Here is a 15,629-nt window from a genome sequence, read left to right on the forward strand (position 1 = left end):
CTGGGGCCAGCTCTTGACATCTTTTCGGTAAGCCTGGGCGAACGGCTTGTTCTCGAACCAACAAGCCTGCAGGGATGGCGCGCGGGACGCAGCGAATCTCGCAGCATTCCATTGCACCGGTGAGCGGCCATATTGGGGGCCCGGATAAACCTGAAGCTTCGCTCACACGGCGGGGAACGACTGCGCCGCGAACTGGGACCAATGCCGACCATGCAAAAAGAAGCAGGCGGGGTTTCCCCCGCCTGCCTATCGAAGCTTCTGACCTGAAGCGATTTCAGAATTTCATCCGCGCCCCGATCATCATGTAGCGGCCGATCACATCATCGCCGGTGACGTTGGGGAACTGGAAGTTTGGCGTGCCGGAAAACGCGGAGGTCACGTAGACCGGGGGATTCTTGTTGAACAGGTTCTGGACCGACAAGAAGATCTGCTTGGACTGATCCTCTCCGATATAGGCTGTAAACGTAACGTCCGTGTAGGCGACCGAGGGAATGTCGGGTTCCGCATAGACAAGGCTCCGGTCGGAGTCCCACTTGAGAGACGAGCGCCAGCGTTCGACCAGGTCGATCGCGAAGTGGGGGCTGCTGTACGTGAGGAAGCCGGTCAGGCGAAGCTTGGGGACGCCGCCATTGCCCTGGATCGCAGCAGTGCCCCCGCCGATCTGCGGGGCCGTTCCAGGCAGCAGAATTGTCGTGAGCTGTGGCTGGTACCCGGCCAAGCCGCGCAGCGTGACACGTCCTTGCGAGCCTGCCGCGAAACTGTAATTGACCTCGCCATCGATTCCCCAGGTTTTGAGCGAAGATGCGTTGAGCTGGGTCGCTCGGACCAGCGTCGGGCGGTTCGCCAGCGAGCGATCGCCGAAGCCGTTGGGGCGAACATAGAGGTCGCAGAACGAGCCGGTCCCGTTGTCCGCCTCGCACAGGTTCTGGACCGTGGGAAATCGTCCGTCGATGCGCGAGATGACATCATCCATCCGGATCTTGTAGTAATCGATCGAGGCGCTGAAGCCGGGCAGGGCGCTCGGCCTGAAGACCGCGCCGAACGTTAGCGTGTTGGCGATCTCGGGCGTCAGATTGGGGTTGCCGGAGGTTTCGGTATCGACGAAGCCCGTGTAGCCGGTATGCACGTCCTGGTACCCGCTCGCCGCAACCGTGGCGGGCTGGTACCGGTCATAGAGACTCGGCGCCCTGATGTCGCGTGAACGTGTCAGGCGCAGCCGAAGGCCGTCGAAAGGCTCCCAGTCGCCGCCGATCTTCCAGGTGTTGACACCGCCACTGTTCGAATAGTGCGTGTAGCGGAAGGCACCATTGAGCGACGCCGTCCCGATTGCGCTGTCACGCAGCAACGGGAACTGGAGTTCGCCGGCGATCTCGCCGACCCGTTCACTTGCCGAAATCGGCGTGACCTGTGCGCCGTACACCGTCGTGACGCCCTGCACGCAGTTGTACTGGATCCCGCCGCAGTCCGCGACCACCGAGGCCGGCACGTCGGTCGTGACCTCGAGCGAGGACCATCGATATTCGCCGCTCACGGCAAAATTGACCGGACCAGCCCAATTGTCGAACAGGCTGCCGCTGAAGCTTGCTGCGATATTGTCGAGCTTGAAACGGGGCTGGTTGTAGGTCGTATTCCCCACGACGTAGTCGAGCGCGTCCGATTGCGATTCCGCGCTGGCGCCGAAAGCATTGAGCGGGATACAGTTTGCGTAAGCCGAATTGGTGAGTGAGGCACGGCACACGATATTTCCGTTGGCAGTGCCGGTGGTAGCCAGGCCCTCATCGACGGCATCGATGGCCGCATAGAGCCGCTCGTTCGAGAGGTTGTTCACGAACGTGTTGCGGGTCGTGCTCTGGCCGTGCTGATAGAAAAGGGTCCACTTCGCTCCGCCAAGCGTGCCTTCGAGCCCGGCGGCGCCGATCACGGTTTCCGATCGACTTCGCACGCCGCCACGGTGCCGCTCGTCATCGAAGAAGCGTCCCATCACGAAGGTTGGATCGCTGATTGCCGCCTGGGCCGCAGGCGAAATGTACGGATTGTCGGTGCCCACGATGAGCGGCAGGACGAGCGTGGGATAGAAGAAGTTGAACGTTTCCGCCCGCGCATAGATGCCCTGCGCGTATGCCCGAATAGTGTCGGTGACGTCGACGTCGACCCGCGCGAAAGCCTGATCGGTCTGCAAATCTGCAGTTGCCGACGTGTTGCGTCCGTAGAAGCCGTCACCGCCGCTTTGCAGCGAGCCACCTTGCGCCGTTCCCTCGACAAACGGACCGAGTACGCCAGGTGCCACGAATTGCTGTCCCGCGGCCGGTCCGGAGAGCACCCGACCCTGAAAACCGAAAGCGCCGTTGCGCGCGTTGGTGATGAGGTGGAAAGGATCACTCGCGGTACCTGAGCCGGCAAGGGCGTAGACCGCACGCCCGTTGCGTCGGTCTTCCTTGCTGATCCCATCCTGCTCGAAATGCTCGTAGCTGGCCATGATATGCAGGCGATCGTCCAGCAGGCTGGTGCCATAGGCCGCGCCAGCACGCCACGAAGCGGCATCGCCGAACGTGGAGATGCCGCTCTGGCCTTCGACACGAAGTCCGTCGAACTTGCGGTTGAGCACGAAGTTGACGACGCCCGAAACAGCATCCGAGCCATAGACTGCAGAAGCGCCGCCCGTCACGATGTCGACGCGTTCAAGCAACATCTGCGGCAGGATATTCGTGTCCACGGCGCCGGTGTAGCTTGTGGGCGCGACGCGGTGCCCGTCGAGCAAAATGAGGTTCCGCTGGATGCCGATCCCGCGCAAGTTGAGATAGTTCCCGGTGAAATTGTCGGTCGTGTCCCCCTGAATCGAGGTGCCGCGAGAGACCGCGAATGCTGGAAGCTTCTTGAGCCCGTCAGGGACATTCGTAGGCGTGGTCTTGAGAAGCGTATCGCTTGTCACGATCGTAACCGGAGTGGGCAGGCTGTTCCCGTTCGTGAGCAGCCGCGAACCGGTTACGACGATCTCTTCGATCTGCTTCGCGTCGAGCCCTGAATCCGCGGTGTCCGCGCTTTGCTCCCCGGACAGCGTGGCATCCTGGGCAAAGGCCGGGGTGATCGCACAGGCACTGATGCCGGCGAGCAGAATAGTCATTTTTCTCATGGTGTCGCACCTCTCCTTGTCGCGCAGGCAGGCGCCGGTTACGGATCGAACCGAGCCCGGGCATGCTGTGCGTTGTTGTTGTTGTTCTGCTGATCCTGGGCCGATGTGCCTGGTCGATGCCGGTCGACGCGGGCACTGGTCAGCACTTGAGTTAAGCGTCCCGCGCCCTTGCTATTTGGACGGGAAGTAGGTTGCCTTGATCGCGTCGTGACTGTCTTTTTGAATGGGAAGAACGGGCGGCGTCGCGACCAACCGCTGCACGAAGGTCACCACGCTCAGGTGATGCTCCGGATCGACCCAGAAATAGTTGCTGGCGGCACCGTCCCAAAGATAAGTGCCCTTCCCAAGTGAGGAGTGGGCCGCGGCGGGATCGGTTACCACCACACCATTTACACCGAACTCGTATCCCGAGCGGATCTGCTGGAGACCGATCCCGAAACCCTTGTCGATTACCTGTTCGGAGACCTGCGAATGCATGATCGCGGACGCGCTCTTCGCGGACAGCACCCGAACCCCGTCCAGTTGCCCGCCGTTTAGCAACATGCTGGCGAAGCGGGCGTAGTCGGGAGCCGTCGTGAACAGCCCGGCACCTCCGGACTTCAGACCATCGGGCGCATCCGACGCGATCCAGAAGGGGCCACTGGTAACGGGCTTGAGGCCACCATCGCGATATTCGTAAAGGGTCGCAAGGCGGTCCGCCTTGCTCGAGGGGACCGAGAAGCCGGTGTCGTTCATGGCCAGGGGATGAAATATCCGCTGTTCCATGAAGCTTGCCAGCGATTGTCCGCTCAACCTCTCGATGATGATACCCTCAAGATCCATCGACACGCTGTAATGCCACTGTGTTCCCGGCTCGTAGGCGAGCGGGATGGTGGCCAAGGTGGCTAGATACGCTGCGGCCGTCTGCGCCTTTGGGACCAGCGGCAGCCGCTGTTGATAGAGGTGATCGACGTAGCTGTCGCCGAAGCCATAGAGGAAGCCCGCGGTGTGGGTGACAAGTTGCCGCATCGTGGGCGGCGAGGCAGGCCGGCTCAGTATCGGTGCGCCTTGAGCATCAAGGCCTCGAAAGACCTTCATGTCCTTGAGTTCCGGCAAGTAGTCGGAGATCGGGTCGTCGAAGTGCCACTTGCCCTCGTCGAACAGCACCATCAGCGCAACGCCTGTCACGGGCTTGGTCATGGAAAACGCTCTGAAGATGGTGTCGGCCTTCATCGGGCGCCGTGATGCAACGTCCGACCAGCCTTTGACATCGGTTTGCGGTGGGGCTCCCTCGACGCTGGTGATCGTGACGTAGCCGCCGATGTCACCCTGTTCGACGTACGGCGTCAGGAGCGCCGGGATCGGTGATCTGGCAGGCGGCTGAGCCGAAGCCGCGCAGCTCGTTATGGCGGCAATCGCGAATACCAGACCCGAAGTCAGCCCTCTGTGCATAACTGCAATCCTCCCCATTCCCGTCCTACGGCCCCGTCCGCTCGCAGTTTGCAAAGCCGGCCAGGGGCGTGTCTTATCGCCCGCAAGGATTCAGAAGGACTCGCCTCGCCGGACAGAACTGGATGTCGCAAGGACGGTGCACCCGTCATCGCCCACCCCTTCGATGCAGAGACGCGGTGGCGATACCGGCGAACATTGCGCCGCCCTCAATTCCATCGCCTGCGCGCTTCGCGCTAAAACAGTCGAAAGAAATATCGACATTTCATGGAGGTGCCCTCCCTCAATCCCATTTTCGAGCTGGTTCTTGTATGCTCGTCTTGGATCCTTCTACGCCCACACCATGATCTCTGCTCTTTCCGGCAGGAACAGAGTTTGTGTCCCGCAGGAACAAGGCTTGCATCGCGACCAGTCCTTACCGAAGGTAAGCGCCTGTGGCGGCATATCCGGTGTCGCGTGCACTTTCGATCTCGCGACCAACCAACCTCATCGGTGCAGTGGAGGCCCCCCCACTTCAATGCCACCCGTGGAATTGATCCCGATGGCTGACCGGATACTGCCGCTTGCCGAACTGATGGGGAAAGACCGGAAGAGGGGGCCTTCCTGCGAACAGTCACTCAGAGCGTGTTGCAGGTCATCGTGGAAGGTCCGTGCAAGGCCAATGCCGATCGGCGAGCTGGCGCAGGCCGCCATGAACGCCAAGAGCGTCCTTCACGGCCCTTCGCCAGCCGCATCGTGCTCGAGACTTCTCGCTGCCTCGCGATAAGGTGCGTCATCGACGCGATCCATCCTGCTAAACGCTTGCCCCAGGTAGCGCTTCGCGGACGGAAAGGCAGGCAATCGCCGGGTGGACGCCGGTTAGCGTCATGGTGTCCTCGGGCGGTTGCCAGGAGTTTGAGTGGAATGCACGGTGGGATCCGTGCTCGTGCGGTGCGAACAGCAATCCCAAGGCTAAATGAGCTTGTCTCGCCCGGCGAGCGTTGCGAACAGCGCCACAAGCAGGCTGGCCACGATCAGCAGCGCGAAGGGTGCGGTCCAGGTGCCGGTCGCATCGCGCAGCACCCCGATCAGCAGTGGGCCTGCCGCGGCGCCTGCATAGCCGATGAATTGCGCCATGCCTGAAAGGGCGCCCGCCTGGTGATGGTCGCGTGTGCGCAGCGCGAAGAGAGACAGGCTGGTGACCATCGCGATCCCGGCCCCGAGCCCACCGGCAACGACCCAGACGAGTGCAAGGTCCGGCGCGACGAGCAGGCCGCCGGTTGCCACCAGAAGGCAAAGGCCGCAGGCAAGGCCGAGCCACGTCTGGTCACGCAGCCGCCGGATCAGCGATGCACTCCCCAGGTTCGTCGCGACCGCCACGACCTGATAGACCAGCAGGTAGCCACCAGCCGTCGCCGGGTTGACGCCGATGTCGGCGACATAGGAGGCCAGCCAGTCGACGAGTGAATAGAATACCAGCGAGTGAAAGGCGAAGAACAGCGAGACCTGCCAGGCCACCGGATGTCGCCAGACCGAGCCCGCGCCTTTCGCCTGCGTCGTTCCGGATACTCGATCCGCGCTCCCGTTGCGCATGGTGGGCAGCCAGATCAGCAAGGTCAGCAGAGAGAGTGCGGCCCAGACGCCGAGCGACCAGCGCCAGTCGGCGAAGGGCAAATGCGCGATGGGCACGGCAAGCCCCGCCGAAAGCCCTGCCATTCCCGCCATAGCCGCAGCGTAGAGACCGATCAGGCTCGAGGCGCATTCCGGAAAGTCCCGCTTGACGAGGCCGGGCAGGAGCACGTTGCCCAAGGCAATGCCACAGCTCAGGACAATCGTTCCAAGCCACAGCCCTTCCGGAAGCCATATCGAGCGTACCAACGTGCCCAGCACTATGGCCGCGATCGAGACGCCGAGCACCCGTCCGAGGCCGAAGCGGCGGCCGAGTCGCGGGGCGATCAGCGAAAGCGCCGCAAAAAGCAGCAGGGGCAGCGCATTGAGCAGCCCTGCGGCAGTGCCATCGAGGCCCAGGCGTGCCTGGATATCGGGAAGCACAGGGCCGAGACTGGTGATCGGTGCGCGCAAGTTGGCTCCGATCAGGATCACGCCGGTCGCGAGGATGAAACCCGGCAGGCGCCGGCTTGCGGGGGATGATGTGGGCATCTGTCAACTCTGCACGGCACGACGAGCCCTTCCGTTGAAAGGGGCGTGTGCAAGTGGTGCGTTGGTTGACGTTAACGCTTACGCGAGAAGCCTTGAGCGGCCGCTCGTCTGAGGGCGAACTAGGCGAAGCTTGAGCAAGGGTCAAGGTCGCCAGTGTCGGGCAGACGGACTTCATGGCGTTCTGCTCGGCACCAGGAACGGGTGCTGGCCGTTGCGGGCACTGGTCTAGCTGAATGCAAGGTGATGCGGGTGCGGCGAGCGCGGTTGCGCCGATTGGTCCGATCCCGGGGATCGTGGTCAGGCGCCGTCTGACGACCAGTTTGGCTGCGGGAGAAGTCTGCGAGGTTCCTGTCTGGTGAGGGCGATAGTTCATCCGTCAGCTGCGAATACGGCCTCAAGGCGCTCGATGAGACCTGCCCTACGATCGGCGGGTAGCTTGGCAAGGTTCTGCTGCCTCCACCTTACGGCGGGCAGATCGACGGCTCCGGGCAGACCAAGCAGATCCCAATCCGGTTCGCCGCGCTTGAAGCCGAGCAGGAACCGGCGATGCTCGGCGGGCATGTCCGTGACTATGAGCCGCACCAGCCTTTCGCGCGCCTCGATCAGCTCACCCAGCAGCACAGGCTCCTGAGTCATGCCCTCGAACCCGCGCGCGAACTCCTCCTCGAGGTCTTTTCGCGTTGGCGCAAGGATGTCCGCCATCGGCCGGTTGTGGCTCAGGATGTAGACGACGAACGCCCGGCGAAGCTCGTCACTGATACCTTCGTTGGCCAGCAAATCCCGCACATCGAAGAGGTCGCGTGGATGCTGGCGGTCGAGTGCGGCGACGATCTTGCCTGCATAGAGATCGGCGAACGAGACCACGGCGATCCGCGCATAACCGAACGTGTCTTCGACGAGCGCCGAGACGTCCGTCTCGACAGGATCATAGACGGCCCCGCGCAGCACTGGTGTCACCTCAATCTTGATCTGCGTGGTGCCATCGCGAACGACCAGCCTTGTGACGATGCCTTCCTTCTGGAGCCGACTTCGCGCCACATGGACCCCGGGAATGCCAGTTTTGATCCGTTGCGCGATCCTTTCCATGCCGGCGTCAATGGCGGCGAGCGAGGCCGTTCGGTCCGCCACGGGGAGGTAGGTCAGGTCGATATCGACCGACAGGCGCGGCATGTCCCTTACGAACAGATTGATCGCGGTGCCCCCTTTGAGGGCGAAGTCGGGTTCGGCAGCCACGAAAGGGATCGTGCGCAGCAGCAGCGCTACCTGATTGTGATAGTCTTCAAGAAAGGCCATCGGGCTCGTCCGGAACAGTGATGAGGTAAGTGGGATCCAGCTTGCCGCCCTTCACGAGCATGCGCTTGCCAGTACCAAGGTCCACGGCCGAGCGGTCCAGCCGCTCAAGCCAGGCATGGCGATGACGGTCGGCGAAGTAGAAGAACAGTCGCTTCACCTTGATGCTGGTGCAGGATGCCAGCTGGGCCTGCAGGCTGCGGGGGCTGAGGTTCGCCAGGCCCTCCATCAGCATGTCGACCTGGTGGAAGGTTTCGCGGCTCGGCAGCTCGTCGAGAAGCTGGAACAAGGCCCGTTCGGCACTGGCGAGGCGCAGGCCCCATTTGGCGGTTCCGCCACTGATCAGAAAACCGCCCCGCAGGAAGGGAAGCGGCTCATCGCTCGCACCGCTCTGTGCATCATCGGATTGCGTGACGACCGGATCATCAGGAAACAGCCGTTGGCTGTTGTGCCAGACAAACTCGACCTCGAGGGGCAAGGCGGCAAGCCAGCCGGGCGGCCTTTGCGCGCCATAGAGGTGAACCTCCCTGCGCCGCCCCAGATAGTGGCCATACCCCAGTTCCTCGAGCGCGCTTCGCCCGCCCACGGTCACGTCGCTCTCGAGGAAGGTCTGGAGGGATATAATGGCCTCGCGCCAGCCGAGCGGGCCGTTTCCGCGGCGATATACGCGCGGAGCCGGCTGATTGAGCCATCCCGCCTTGACGTACTGGCTGCGAAGCGAGGAGGAGTAGCCGCGACGCTCCAGCCAGGCCGCATCGACAAGTGCTCCATCCGGCAGTTGCTGGAGTTGGTTCAGCTTTCCTCGGTTTCCGTTAGTCATACTAAGCCTCATAGCGCCAATTCAAACCAAAGGGAAGTTTAGAACTTTCTGAAAAACCGTAGCATGGCTTAGCATAGTAGCGCCGTTTCAAACCCTGGGTTCGAAAGCAATGCGCCTTTGCAGGTACCACCAGCTGCCATATAGCGATAACACTCAGCAATCCTTTCCAGGCCTCGGTGCCGGTCTGATCCGTGACGAACCACCGCAGCGGATGTCAGACCTCGTTTCTGAATGCAGAATTTCCAGATGCTTCAGGTGAGGCGCGATCATGAGGGCAATGCCCTTGGCGGCCCCGGTGATGACGGCGGTACGGCCCGGAACAAGGACCGGTCGGGGCAAACTCATATCGTTTTCTCCGTCGAGTTGGATCGGTTGGTCAGCAGTGCGGAAAGGCTCATGATGGCGAGGTCCCCTACGGCAAGGCCGGCTCCGACCGGCCCGGTAGAGGCCCAGCCAAGCCCGGCAGAAATGGCGAGACCTCCTGTCCAGGCGCGGATCGCATTGGATAAGTTGAAAGCCAAATGGTTCATCGCGGCGGCCAGCAACTGGGCCTTGGGGGCCACCTCCATCAGGCGCGATTGCAACGCCGGAACGAGGGCAAAGCCAATCCCGATGAGGAACAGCGAAACACCGGCCATCATCGGGCTAGGGGCCGCGAACCAGAAGAGCGCGAGGAACACCGCGTTCCAGAGCATGATCGCAAAGATGGCCGGGATCAGCGCCCGATCGGCCAGCCAAACGCTACCGCGCGAGCCCGGCCGGCGCCTTCGGATCAATGCCTTGAGCGATGCTGCGCGGCTGGTGCTTGGCCCGGTCATCGCGCGCTACAGCGCAGAGCATCCAGACGTCGACCTTGAGGTCGTCGTGCAGGACGCGATGGTCGACATCGTTGGCGAAGGCTTCGATGCGGGCATCCGGTTCGGCGATCGCGTGCCCGAAGACATGATCGCTATGCCGCTAGGGGACCCTTTGCTCTGGGTCATGGTCGCCTCACCGGCCTATCTCGAAGCGGCCGGGGTGCCGGAAAGCCCGGAGGACCTCGCAAGGCATCGCTGCATCGGCATGCGAACGGGCACTGGCGCGATGTACCATTGGGAACTCGGCGCGGGTACAGCAGCCCGCACTCTCAACCTCACCTGGTCCGCGGTCGTCGACGAAAGCGCCTTGGCCATCGACATCGCCCGCAATCATGGCGGGATCGCGTATTGCCTGCGCGAACGGGTAGCCGACCTGATCGAAGCGGGCCAATTGCGTGAAGTTCTTCCGCGTTGGTCTTCCCCGGGCGAAGCCTTTCACATCTACTATCCAAGCCGGCGCCAGCAACCCGAAGCCCTGCGCCGGTTCATAACCATGATACGAGACGAGGCCCGCACCGGAGGCGCGCAGCGGCCAACTTCCGTCAACAATGGATAGCTGCTGCTCGGAAGGCGGCCTTCTTGGCCGATTAGCCCGGCGCCATCATCTTCGACCCATTCAAGGCACTCAGCCCCCAATTTACGCTTCCCAACTGCAGACAATCGCCTTCGAATCCATGGCATCACTCATGGGACCACCCTGCGGTCAGCCTCTAGCTTCCTCGCAAAACATCTGATATGATAAAATCATATTTGAAGGAGGCCCGCATGGCTGCGAAGGCAATTTCGGTAACACTCGGCGAGATGGCATCCCACGCCGAACGCCATCTGGCGTCTGGTCGATATGCCTCGATGAGTGAAGTCATGCGAGCCGGTCTTCGTGCGCTTGATCGAGAAGAGGCGGTACTCGACGAGTTGGTCCGCGTTCGCGTTGCGGAGGCATTGGCAGACCCTCGCCCCCCAATGCCACTCGACAAGGCCTTTGCACAGGTGCGAGCTTCTGTCGCCAAAGCATGACCTATAACGTCCAATTGTCAGCATTGGCGATCGAAGATTTGATTACGCTTCACCAATGGATAAACGCCGAAGCTGACCTATCCACAGCTGACAGCTACCTTGCCAGAATTGAAGAACGCGTTGCGGCGTTGGCTGATTTTCCTCATCGCGGATCGCCTCGTGACGATTTGATCGCAGGCCTACGGACACTCACCTTTGAGCGCCGTATATTGATTGCATATACCGTGGACGGGTCGATCGTCACCGTACAGCGAATTATCAGCGCGTCCCGCGACTTGGCGCCAGTTCTCCAAAATTCTTAAGGCGTATGCAGTCATCGCACTGACCGTCTCCACGGACTTGATGCAAATGCCCAATTGTGGGCTCATGCCGACCCTAATGAGACACTCAGAGGATAATTCCGCTCCCTAGGTGCGGAACGTCCGGTATCCCCAACAATTGCCGACCAGAGCCACTCGTTCAGTGCGACCCCAGCGGACATCCGCTCGTGGTGCGGGCTCCGGCTCGGATTGATCGAAATGGAAAGTCGGCAGTTGAATTTGCCACTTCCAAGCGGCTAGGTGCTGATCCCAAAATCTGCCGTTCGCGCACCGCAAGACAGGAACCATAATCCTTTCCACTGTCGAGAAATCGCTCTAACGGCGCAGGTTTATGTTGACGTTCGCACCGCTATTCATTTCGAGAAGGGCGAATCTTGCAAGAAACCTACTTTAGCTTTGGGGGTAGCGCAATTTGGTCGAGGCTGAACTATCTAGGATAGCGCTTGCGCTGTGGCCACATCAGCATGCTGCGCTCGACACTGTCGACGCCTATTTTGCGTCAGCGAGTTCCCGAGCCTGCCTGGTCAATATGCCAACAGGCACCGGGAAGACCGGGGTGATGGCGACGATCGCGCGTCAACGCGCCCAAAATCGCCCAGTGCTTGTCGTCTGTCCTTCGGCAGCCTTGGTCGAGCAGCTGACCGCCCAGTTCGAGGATCGCTTCTGGGACAGAATCAGCGCCGGTTCGGCTTGGAAGCCGGACAAAGTCTGGAATGTTCTGCCGAGCGATGTCGAGAAACTCGCCCAGCGGCTCGATGAGCATGGTGGCGAGACGATCGTTGTGGTCGGTACGGTGCAGGCCATCCAACAGATCGACGCTGACGGCAAAATCGATCGGCTCCACGGTCGCATTGGAACGATACTATTCGACGAGGGACATCGCGAGCCTGCACCTAGCTGGGCGCGCGTTATCCGCGGTTTTGCTGTGCCGACAATCCTTTTCAGTGCCACGCCTTTTCGAGGCGATCTCAAGATTTTTGATGTCGATGATGATCATATCCATTTCCATTTCCTAGGATTTAACGACGCGGTTGACCAGGGACTTATCCGCGGGGTCGAAGTCCACGAACAGCCATTGCCGGCGTCTGCGCAAGACTACGCATTAGCTCTAATCGCCAAAGTTGACGCGCTTACGGCAGAGGGACGTTTCACAGCTGCCAACAAGGTTATTATACGCTGTGACAGCGAAGAATCGGTGACCGAAATGCATCAGTCGTTGACTGCGGCGCTTGATGACCGGACCGACGGGGTTCTCGCGATCCATCATAATTTCCCCGAGCGACCTGATGACGGCATTTTCGACGCCGTACCGCGCGATCTAACGACGCGACCGGAACGCTTTCTTGTGCACCAGTACATGCTGATTGAAGGGATCGATGATCCACGTTGCACAATGCTCGCGCTGTACGAGCCGTTCACGAATACACGCATGCTTGTCCAGCAGATTGGCCGGCTGATCCGCCATCCCGGGGCGATCGGCGAAACTGCGGAACCCGCCTATGTCCTCGCTCCCGAGGGGAGCGGAATCGCCAGCGAATGGAATACGTTCCTCACCTTTGACGCGGCCTCGAAGGCCAATGGCAACAAACCCTTCGTCCGCAATGACGCGACGATCTTGGAAAATCTGATCGCGGCCCTGCCGACTCTTGACTATGTTATGGGTCGCTTCCGGGAACGACCCGATCTCGATGATCCTGGGCTTCATGAAGATCTGCGCTTTCCCAGCGCAGCGGTTGCCTTCACCATCGAGCCCGATTTCGATCTGGATGCCCTCGAAAAGGCAATCAAAGCCGAGCTCGTTCGAGAGGATCGCCACGAAGGGCCGAGAACCGATGATTGTAGGCGTTGCGGAAGTCCTCGGTGGCCTCCTTGAACGCCGTGCCAGCGATGCGCTCGACACGTCGCTTGAACGACCGGAAACGTCGCCACCCCCTACAGATCGGGTCAATATGATTCAGATAGAGCGCGCGTTCGGTCGGGAATTCGTCACGCCATCCTTGCAGATCCTTCGCCATATTGGCTTGATGGCAAAGATGACCCGCCGCATAGGCGAAGCGCGACTTGATCGCATAGGGCCGCCCGAGCGCCACCGTCCCCAGGGTGTCGATGAACTCGTGCGAGGCAGCCAGCTTCTCTTGGTCGGAGAGCTCGGTCGTGACACGCGCCCATGTGCGCAGCCGATGCACGTCATGGGTCAGGTCGTTGATGATGTTCGCCAGCTCCGAAGCGTAATCGGACAGCATGCTGGAATAGGGCATCCAGATGCCGCCGAGCGGGTCGGGTAACGTCCACCAGTGATAAGGCATGAAGCGCCCGCCAATCGCGCTATGGTCGAGCTCGTGCCGATAGGCGGTGTAGAGCCGGATCACGTCTTCGGACTGCTTGCGCGTAAACTGGTCCGGTTCACGCATTGCGGCGCGCCCAGTTGACCACCGACCACACCAGATCATCGACCGTGCTGCTCCCGGCGGTGATGTCGCGGTGCGGCTCGATCCGATGATAGTCGCCGAGCGGCGCGGTCCCCTCAGTAAACCCCGTGCGGCGCGCGATAATGTTCTTGGTGCGTCGGTTTTCCTGCCAATAGGTCACGATGGCCCGGTGTTTCGGCTCGTTCGGACTGCCGGGATGCAGCGCTCGCGCCTCGGGAAAGTGCATGTGGCGGTGATGCGCGTGGAGCAGCGTGACATCGTAGAGCCGGGCGATGAAGGCACGCATCTCGTCGAGGCTGCCGGCTGTGCCGACATCCTTGCATTCGATCGCCACGCGCGGGCGCCCCACTGGAATGCCGCCCGCCTTGCGAATCTCGGTCCCGACACTGCTGGGCACGATGGAGATGTCGATCTCATGCGTCGCCGCGCTACGGCCAGCGAACTGGATGCCGTTCCATATCTCCCATTTCCTGCGCCGACCCCAGCGAAAGCCGATTACGCTGGCATTGCCGGGACCCGCCGAGCTCGCAGGAACGCCGGTCGGCGCGCCGCCGCGTTGAATGAAACGCCGGTCGGCGTCGCCGGAACGGATGGTCGTCCCGTCCGATCGCTGGAGCCACACGCTAAAGCCGGCGTCGCGCAAGCCGCGTGCGATGCTGGCCATCACGAATAGTTCGAAGATTCGCCCGGCGCCGGAGGCGTGTTCGAGGGTGGTGACCCGGCCTACGATCGTGTCGAGCGCGGTTTGGACGGCCGGGATCATATTGTCGCCTGACCGCGCGTGCGCGTGGCCCACTCCGCCAACGCCGCCCGCAAAGCGGGAAATTCGTCGCGGGCACCAGCGACATCCTCACGACTGCTTTTGCGGTCGCCTTCGACATCAACCAGAACCAAAGCCGTGCCCTGCTCGGTTTTGGAAGATGCCGCTTGAGCTAGGTCTTGGGGATCCTCCGGCTCGTTCGTGGATTCGACAATGAAGTCGAGCGCTTCGATGGATGCCTGCAGCTGCTCCAGCGCGGTCTCGAGCCGCTCCTCGACATAGGCGGCCGCCCATTCCACCTGCTCGCCCGCCGGTATCGGCTCGGGCTCCGCCAGCAACACCTGCGGCTCGCCGCGGGCCTTGGGCTGGGCATCGCTGCGGATCGACTGCCGGGCGGCTGCAAGTACCTCTTCCGATTCCTCAGCTGTGCGGCCAAACCGAATGCCTTCGATCAGCTCGAAGGCCAGCCAATCCAGCCGTGCCGTCACCAACGTCTCGATCAATTCGAGTACGCGCGAGTCGAGGGTCGCCACTGCTTCAGCCTCCAGTTAGATGATCCCGCAGGTTTAAAGTCGTGCCGGCGGACACGCCGCCTGTCATCGGCGCACCCAATTCCTATGTTGGCCGCACGGATTGTTCCAGCTCAAAGGATAACGCATGGCTCGAAACAAAAACCGGGGCTGGCCCAAGCCGCTATTGGCGATGATCGAAGCGTCCCATTCGCGTGAGGCGATGCAGCAATTTCGCGACTATGAGCTTGATGACCGAGCCTGGAGCATCTTCAAGGACATGAGCCAGGGGATGCTGACCGCCGTGCGTCCTGAAGGCAGCAGCTGCGTTATCATGAGCGCCCTGCTGGCAACGGCGCTGGAAGAGCCTCTGGGCACGGTGATCCCCGTGGTGGCCGGCGCGCTCAAGCTTGACGGCGAATATATGTACGGAGGCCATCGCACCGTCGACGGCAGGCGAATCTTCTCGGAGAATGGCGCCGACTGGGATGGCCATTGCTGGATCTTGCTCGGCAACTACATCGTCGACATCTCGCTGGGGCGAACCGCCCGCCAAGGCCATTGTCGGGCACCGCTGGCGCGCCGAGTACTGTCCGCGTTCGGAGAGCATGTGGGAATGATTGCCTTGCCTGAGTCCAGTGCAAGCGAGACGGGCCTGCTCTATCTGCCGCGATATGTTCTGACGTCCGATCAGGTCCTCGCGAACGCAGGCGGCGCCATGCAGAAGTTCGGCCTATAGGGGCTAGCGCCGCGTTTGCTTTTCAGCCCGGCTTGTTGCTGCGAAAGCTGCCGCCCACAACGTCGCCAACGTCAGCTTCTTTATTCTGGGCCCTCCAGACCGGACCGAGCGCTAGGTCCCAGGGCGGGCCGCTGACCTGGGCTCGTGTCACCGCAAAGGGAGCGTCGGCTTTCCAGGGGCGCTCGCCGGTAAGC

General features: G+C 61.6%; 14 protein-coding genes. 5 read left to right on the plus strand and 9 right to left on the minus strand.

The window, feature by feature from the left end; genetic code table 11:
* Positions 1 to 274: 274 nt before the first annotated feature.
* From HT136_RS03125 to HT136_RS03150, 6 genes are all read right to left on the minus strand, one after another.
* Positions 275 to 3,121 carry a TonB-dependent receptor plug domain-containing protein gene (locus HT136_RS03125; protein WP_214197714.1) on the minus strand — a complete coding sequence of 949 codons (2,847 nt, stop codon included), beginning with the start codon at positions 3,119 to 3,121 and terminating at the stop codon, positions 275 to 277.
* A gap of 180 nt (positions 3,122 to 3,301) precedes the next feature.
* On the minus strand, positions 3,302 to 4,561 hold the full coding sequence (locus HT136_RS03130) for a serine hydrolase domain-containing protein (protein WP_214197716.1): 1,260 nt from the start codon (positions 4,559 to 4,561) through the stop codon (positions 3,302 to 3,304).
* A gap of 948 nt (positions 4,562 to 5,509) precedes the next feature.
* Positions 5,510 to 6,697 (minus strand): MFS transporter, encoded by a 1,188-nt coding sequence (locus tag HT136_RS03135; RefSeq protein WP_214197718.1) that lies wholly within the window; start codon positions 6,695 to 6,697, stop codon positions 5,510 to 5,512.
* A 369-nt stretch (positions 6,698 to 7,066) separates the two neighbouring features.
* Positions 7,067 to 7,990: a nucleotidyl transferase AbiEii/AbiGii toxin family protein gene (locus HT136_RS03140; RefSeq protein WP_214197720.1), complete on the minus strand. Its 924-nt coding sequence runs from the start codon at positions 7,988 to 7,990 to the stop codon at positions 7,067 to 7,069.
* Complete coding sequence (locus tag HT136_RS03145; RefSeq protein WP_214197722.1) at positions 7,977 to 8,807, minus strand: type IV toxin-antitoxin system AbiEi family antitoxin domain-containing protein; 831 nt, start codon at positions 8,805 to 8,807, stop codon at positions 7,977 to 7,979. Before HT136_RS03145 ends, HT136_RS03140 begins: the two co-directional genes overlap by 14 nt.
* Before the next feature lie 341 nt (positions 8,808 to 9,148).
* Positions 9,149 to 9,487: an MFS transporter gene (locus tag HT136_RS03150; protein ID WP_214197724.1), complete on the minus strand. Its 339-nt coding sequence runs from the start codon at positions 9,485 to 9,487 to the stop codon at positions 9,149 to 9,151.
* Between the two features lie 25 nt (positions 9,488 to 9,512).
* Here HT136_RS03150 and HT136_RS03155 point away from each other — a divergent pair, with 25 nt between their 5' ends.
* From HT136_RS03155 to HT136_RS03170, 4 genes are all read left to right on the plus strand, one after another.
* Positions 9,513 to 10,220 (plus strand): LysR substrate-binding domain-containing protein, encoded by a 708-nt coding sequence (locus HT136_RS03155; protein WP_214197725.1) that lies wholly within the window; start codon positions 9,513 to 9,515, stop codon positions 10,218 to 10,220.
* A gap of 209 nt (positions 10,221 to 10,429) precedes the next feature.
* Entirely contained in the window at positions 10,430 to 10,678 is a 249-nt protein-coding gene (locus HT136_RS03160) for a ribbon-helix-helix domain-containing protein (protein ID WP_214197727.1), read from the plus strand.
* Positions 10,675 to 10,980, plus strand: coding sequence for a type II toxin-antitoxin system RelE/ParE family toxin (locus HT136_RS03165; protein WP_214197730.1), 306 nt, complete (start codon positions 10,675 to 10,677; stop codon positions 10,978 to 10,980). The genes HT136_RS03160 and HT136_RS03165 overlap by 4 nt, the downstream gene beginning before the upstream one ends.
* A 430-nt stretch (positions 10,981 to 11,410) precedes the next feature.
* Positions 11,411 to 12,871 carry a DEAD/DEAH box helicase gene (locus tag HT136_RS03170; RefSeq protein ID WP_214197732.1) on the plus strand — a complete coding sequence of 487 codons (1,461 nt, stop codon included), beginning with the start codon at positions 11,411 to 11,413 and terminating at the stop codon, positions 12,869 to 12,871.
* Here the strand turns inward: HT136_RS03170 and HT136_RS03175 are convergent.
* The 3 genes from HT136_RS03175 to HT136_RS03185 are packed head-to-tail and all read right to left on the minus strand — an operon-like array spanning position 12,783 to position 14,720.
* Positions 12,783 to 13,409 carry a hypothetical protein gene (locus HT136_RS03175; RefSeq protein ID WP_214197734.1) on the minus strand — a complete coding sequence of 209 codons (627 nt, stop codon included), beginning with the start codon at positions 13,407 to 13,409 and terminating at the stop codon, positions 12,783 to 12,785. The genes HT136_RS03170 and HT136_RS03175 overlap by 89 nt on opposite strands.
* A complete protein-coding gene (locus HT136_RS03180; RefSeq protein ID WP_214197736.1) occupies positions 13,402 to 14,190 on the minus strand; it encodes a hypothetical protein in 789 nt (262 codons plus the stop codon). Before HT136_RS03180 ends, HT136_RS03175 begins: the two co-directional genes overlap by 8 nt.
* Entirely contained in the window at positions 14,187 to 14,720 is a 534-nt protein-coding gene (locus HT136_RS03185; RefSeq protein WP_214197738.1) for a hypothetical protein, read from the minus strand. The genes HT136_RS03180 and HT136_RS03185 overlap by 4 nt, the downstream gene beginning before the upstream one ends.
* Positions 14,721 to 14,844: 124 nt before the next feature.
* On the opposite strand from HT136_RS03185, the gene HT136_RS03190 reads away from it, so the two are divergent.
* A complete protein-coding gene (locus HT136_RS03190; RefSeq protein ID WP_214197745.1) occupies positions 14,845 to 15,435 on the plus strand; it encodes a hypothetical protein in 591 nt (196 codons plus the stop codon).
* The last annotated feature ends 194 nt before the right edge of the window (positions 15,436 to 15,629 follow it).

The sequence above is a fragment of the Novosphingobium profundi genome, assembly GCF_018491765.1.
Classification (GTDB): domain Bacteria; phylum Pseudomonadota; class Alphaproteobacteria; order Sphingomonadales; family Sphingomonadaceae; genus Novosphingobium; species Novosphingobium profundi.

Excerpts from the sequence above, each read along its gene's own strand:
- HT136_RS03145 (WP_214197722.1), bottom strand. The coding sequence starts at position 8,807 with ATGACTAACGGAAACCGAGGAAAGCTGAACCAACTCCAGCAACTGCCG.
- HT136_RS03130 (WP_214197716.1), bottom strand. The coding sequence starts at position 4,561 with ATGCACAGAGGGCTGACTTCGGGTCTGGTATTCGCGATTGCCGCCATA.
- HT136_RS03190 (WP_214197745.1), top strand. The coding sequence starts at position 14,845 with ATGGCTCGAAACAAAAACCGGGGCTGGCCCAAGCCGCTATTGGCGATG.
- HT136_RS03165 (WP_214197730.1), top strand. The coding sequence starts at position 10,675 with ATGACCTATAACGTCCAATTGTCAGCATTGGCGATCGAAGATTTGATT.
- HT136_RS03180 (WP_214197736.1), bottom strand. The coding sequence starts at position 14,190 with ATGATCCCGGCCGTCCAAACCGCGCTCGACACGATCGTAGGCCGGGTC.
- HT136_RS03155 (WP_214197725.1), top strand. The coding sequence starts at position 9,513 with ATGGCCGGGATCAGCGCCCGATCGGCCAGCCAAACGCTACCGCGCGAG.
- HT136_RS03175 (WP_214197734.1), bottom strand. The coding sequence starts at position 13,409 with ATGCGTGAACCGGACCAGTTTACGCGCAAGCAGTCCGAAGACGTGATC.
- HT136_RS03160 (WP_214197727.1), top strand. The coding sequence starts at position 10,430 with ATGGCTGCGAAGGCAATTTCGGTAACACTCGGCGAGATGGCATCCCAC.
- HT136_RS03140 (WP_214197720.1), bottom strand. The coding sequence starts at position 7,990 with ATGGCCTTTCTTGAAGACTATCACAATCAGGTAGCGCTGCTGCTGCGC.
- HT136_RS03125 (WP_214197714.1), bottom strand. The coding sequence starts at position 3,121 with ATGACTATTCTGCTCGCCGGCATCAGTGCCTGTGCGATCACCCCGGCC.
- HT136_RS03135 (WP_214197718.1), bottom strand. The coding sequence starts at position 6,697 with ATGCCCACATCATCCCCCGCAAGCCGGCGCCTGCCGGGTTTCATCCTC.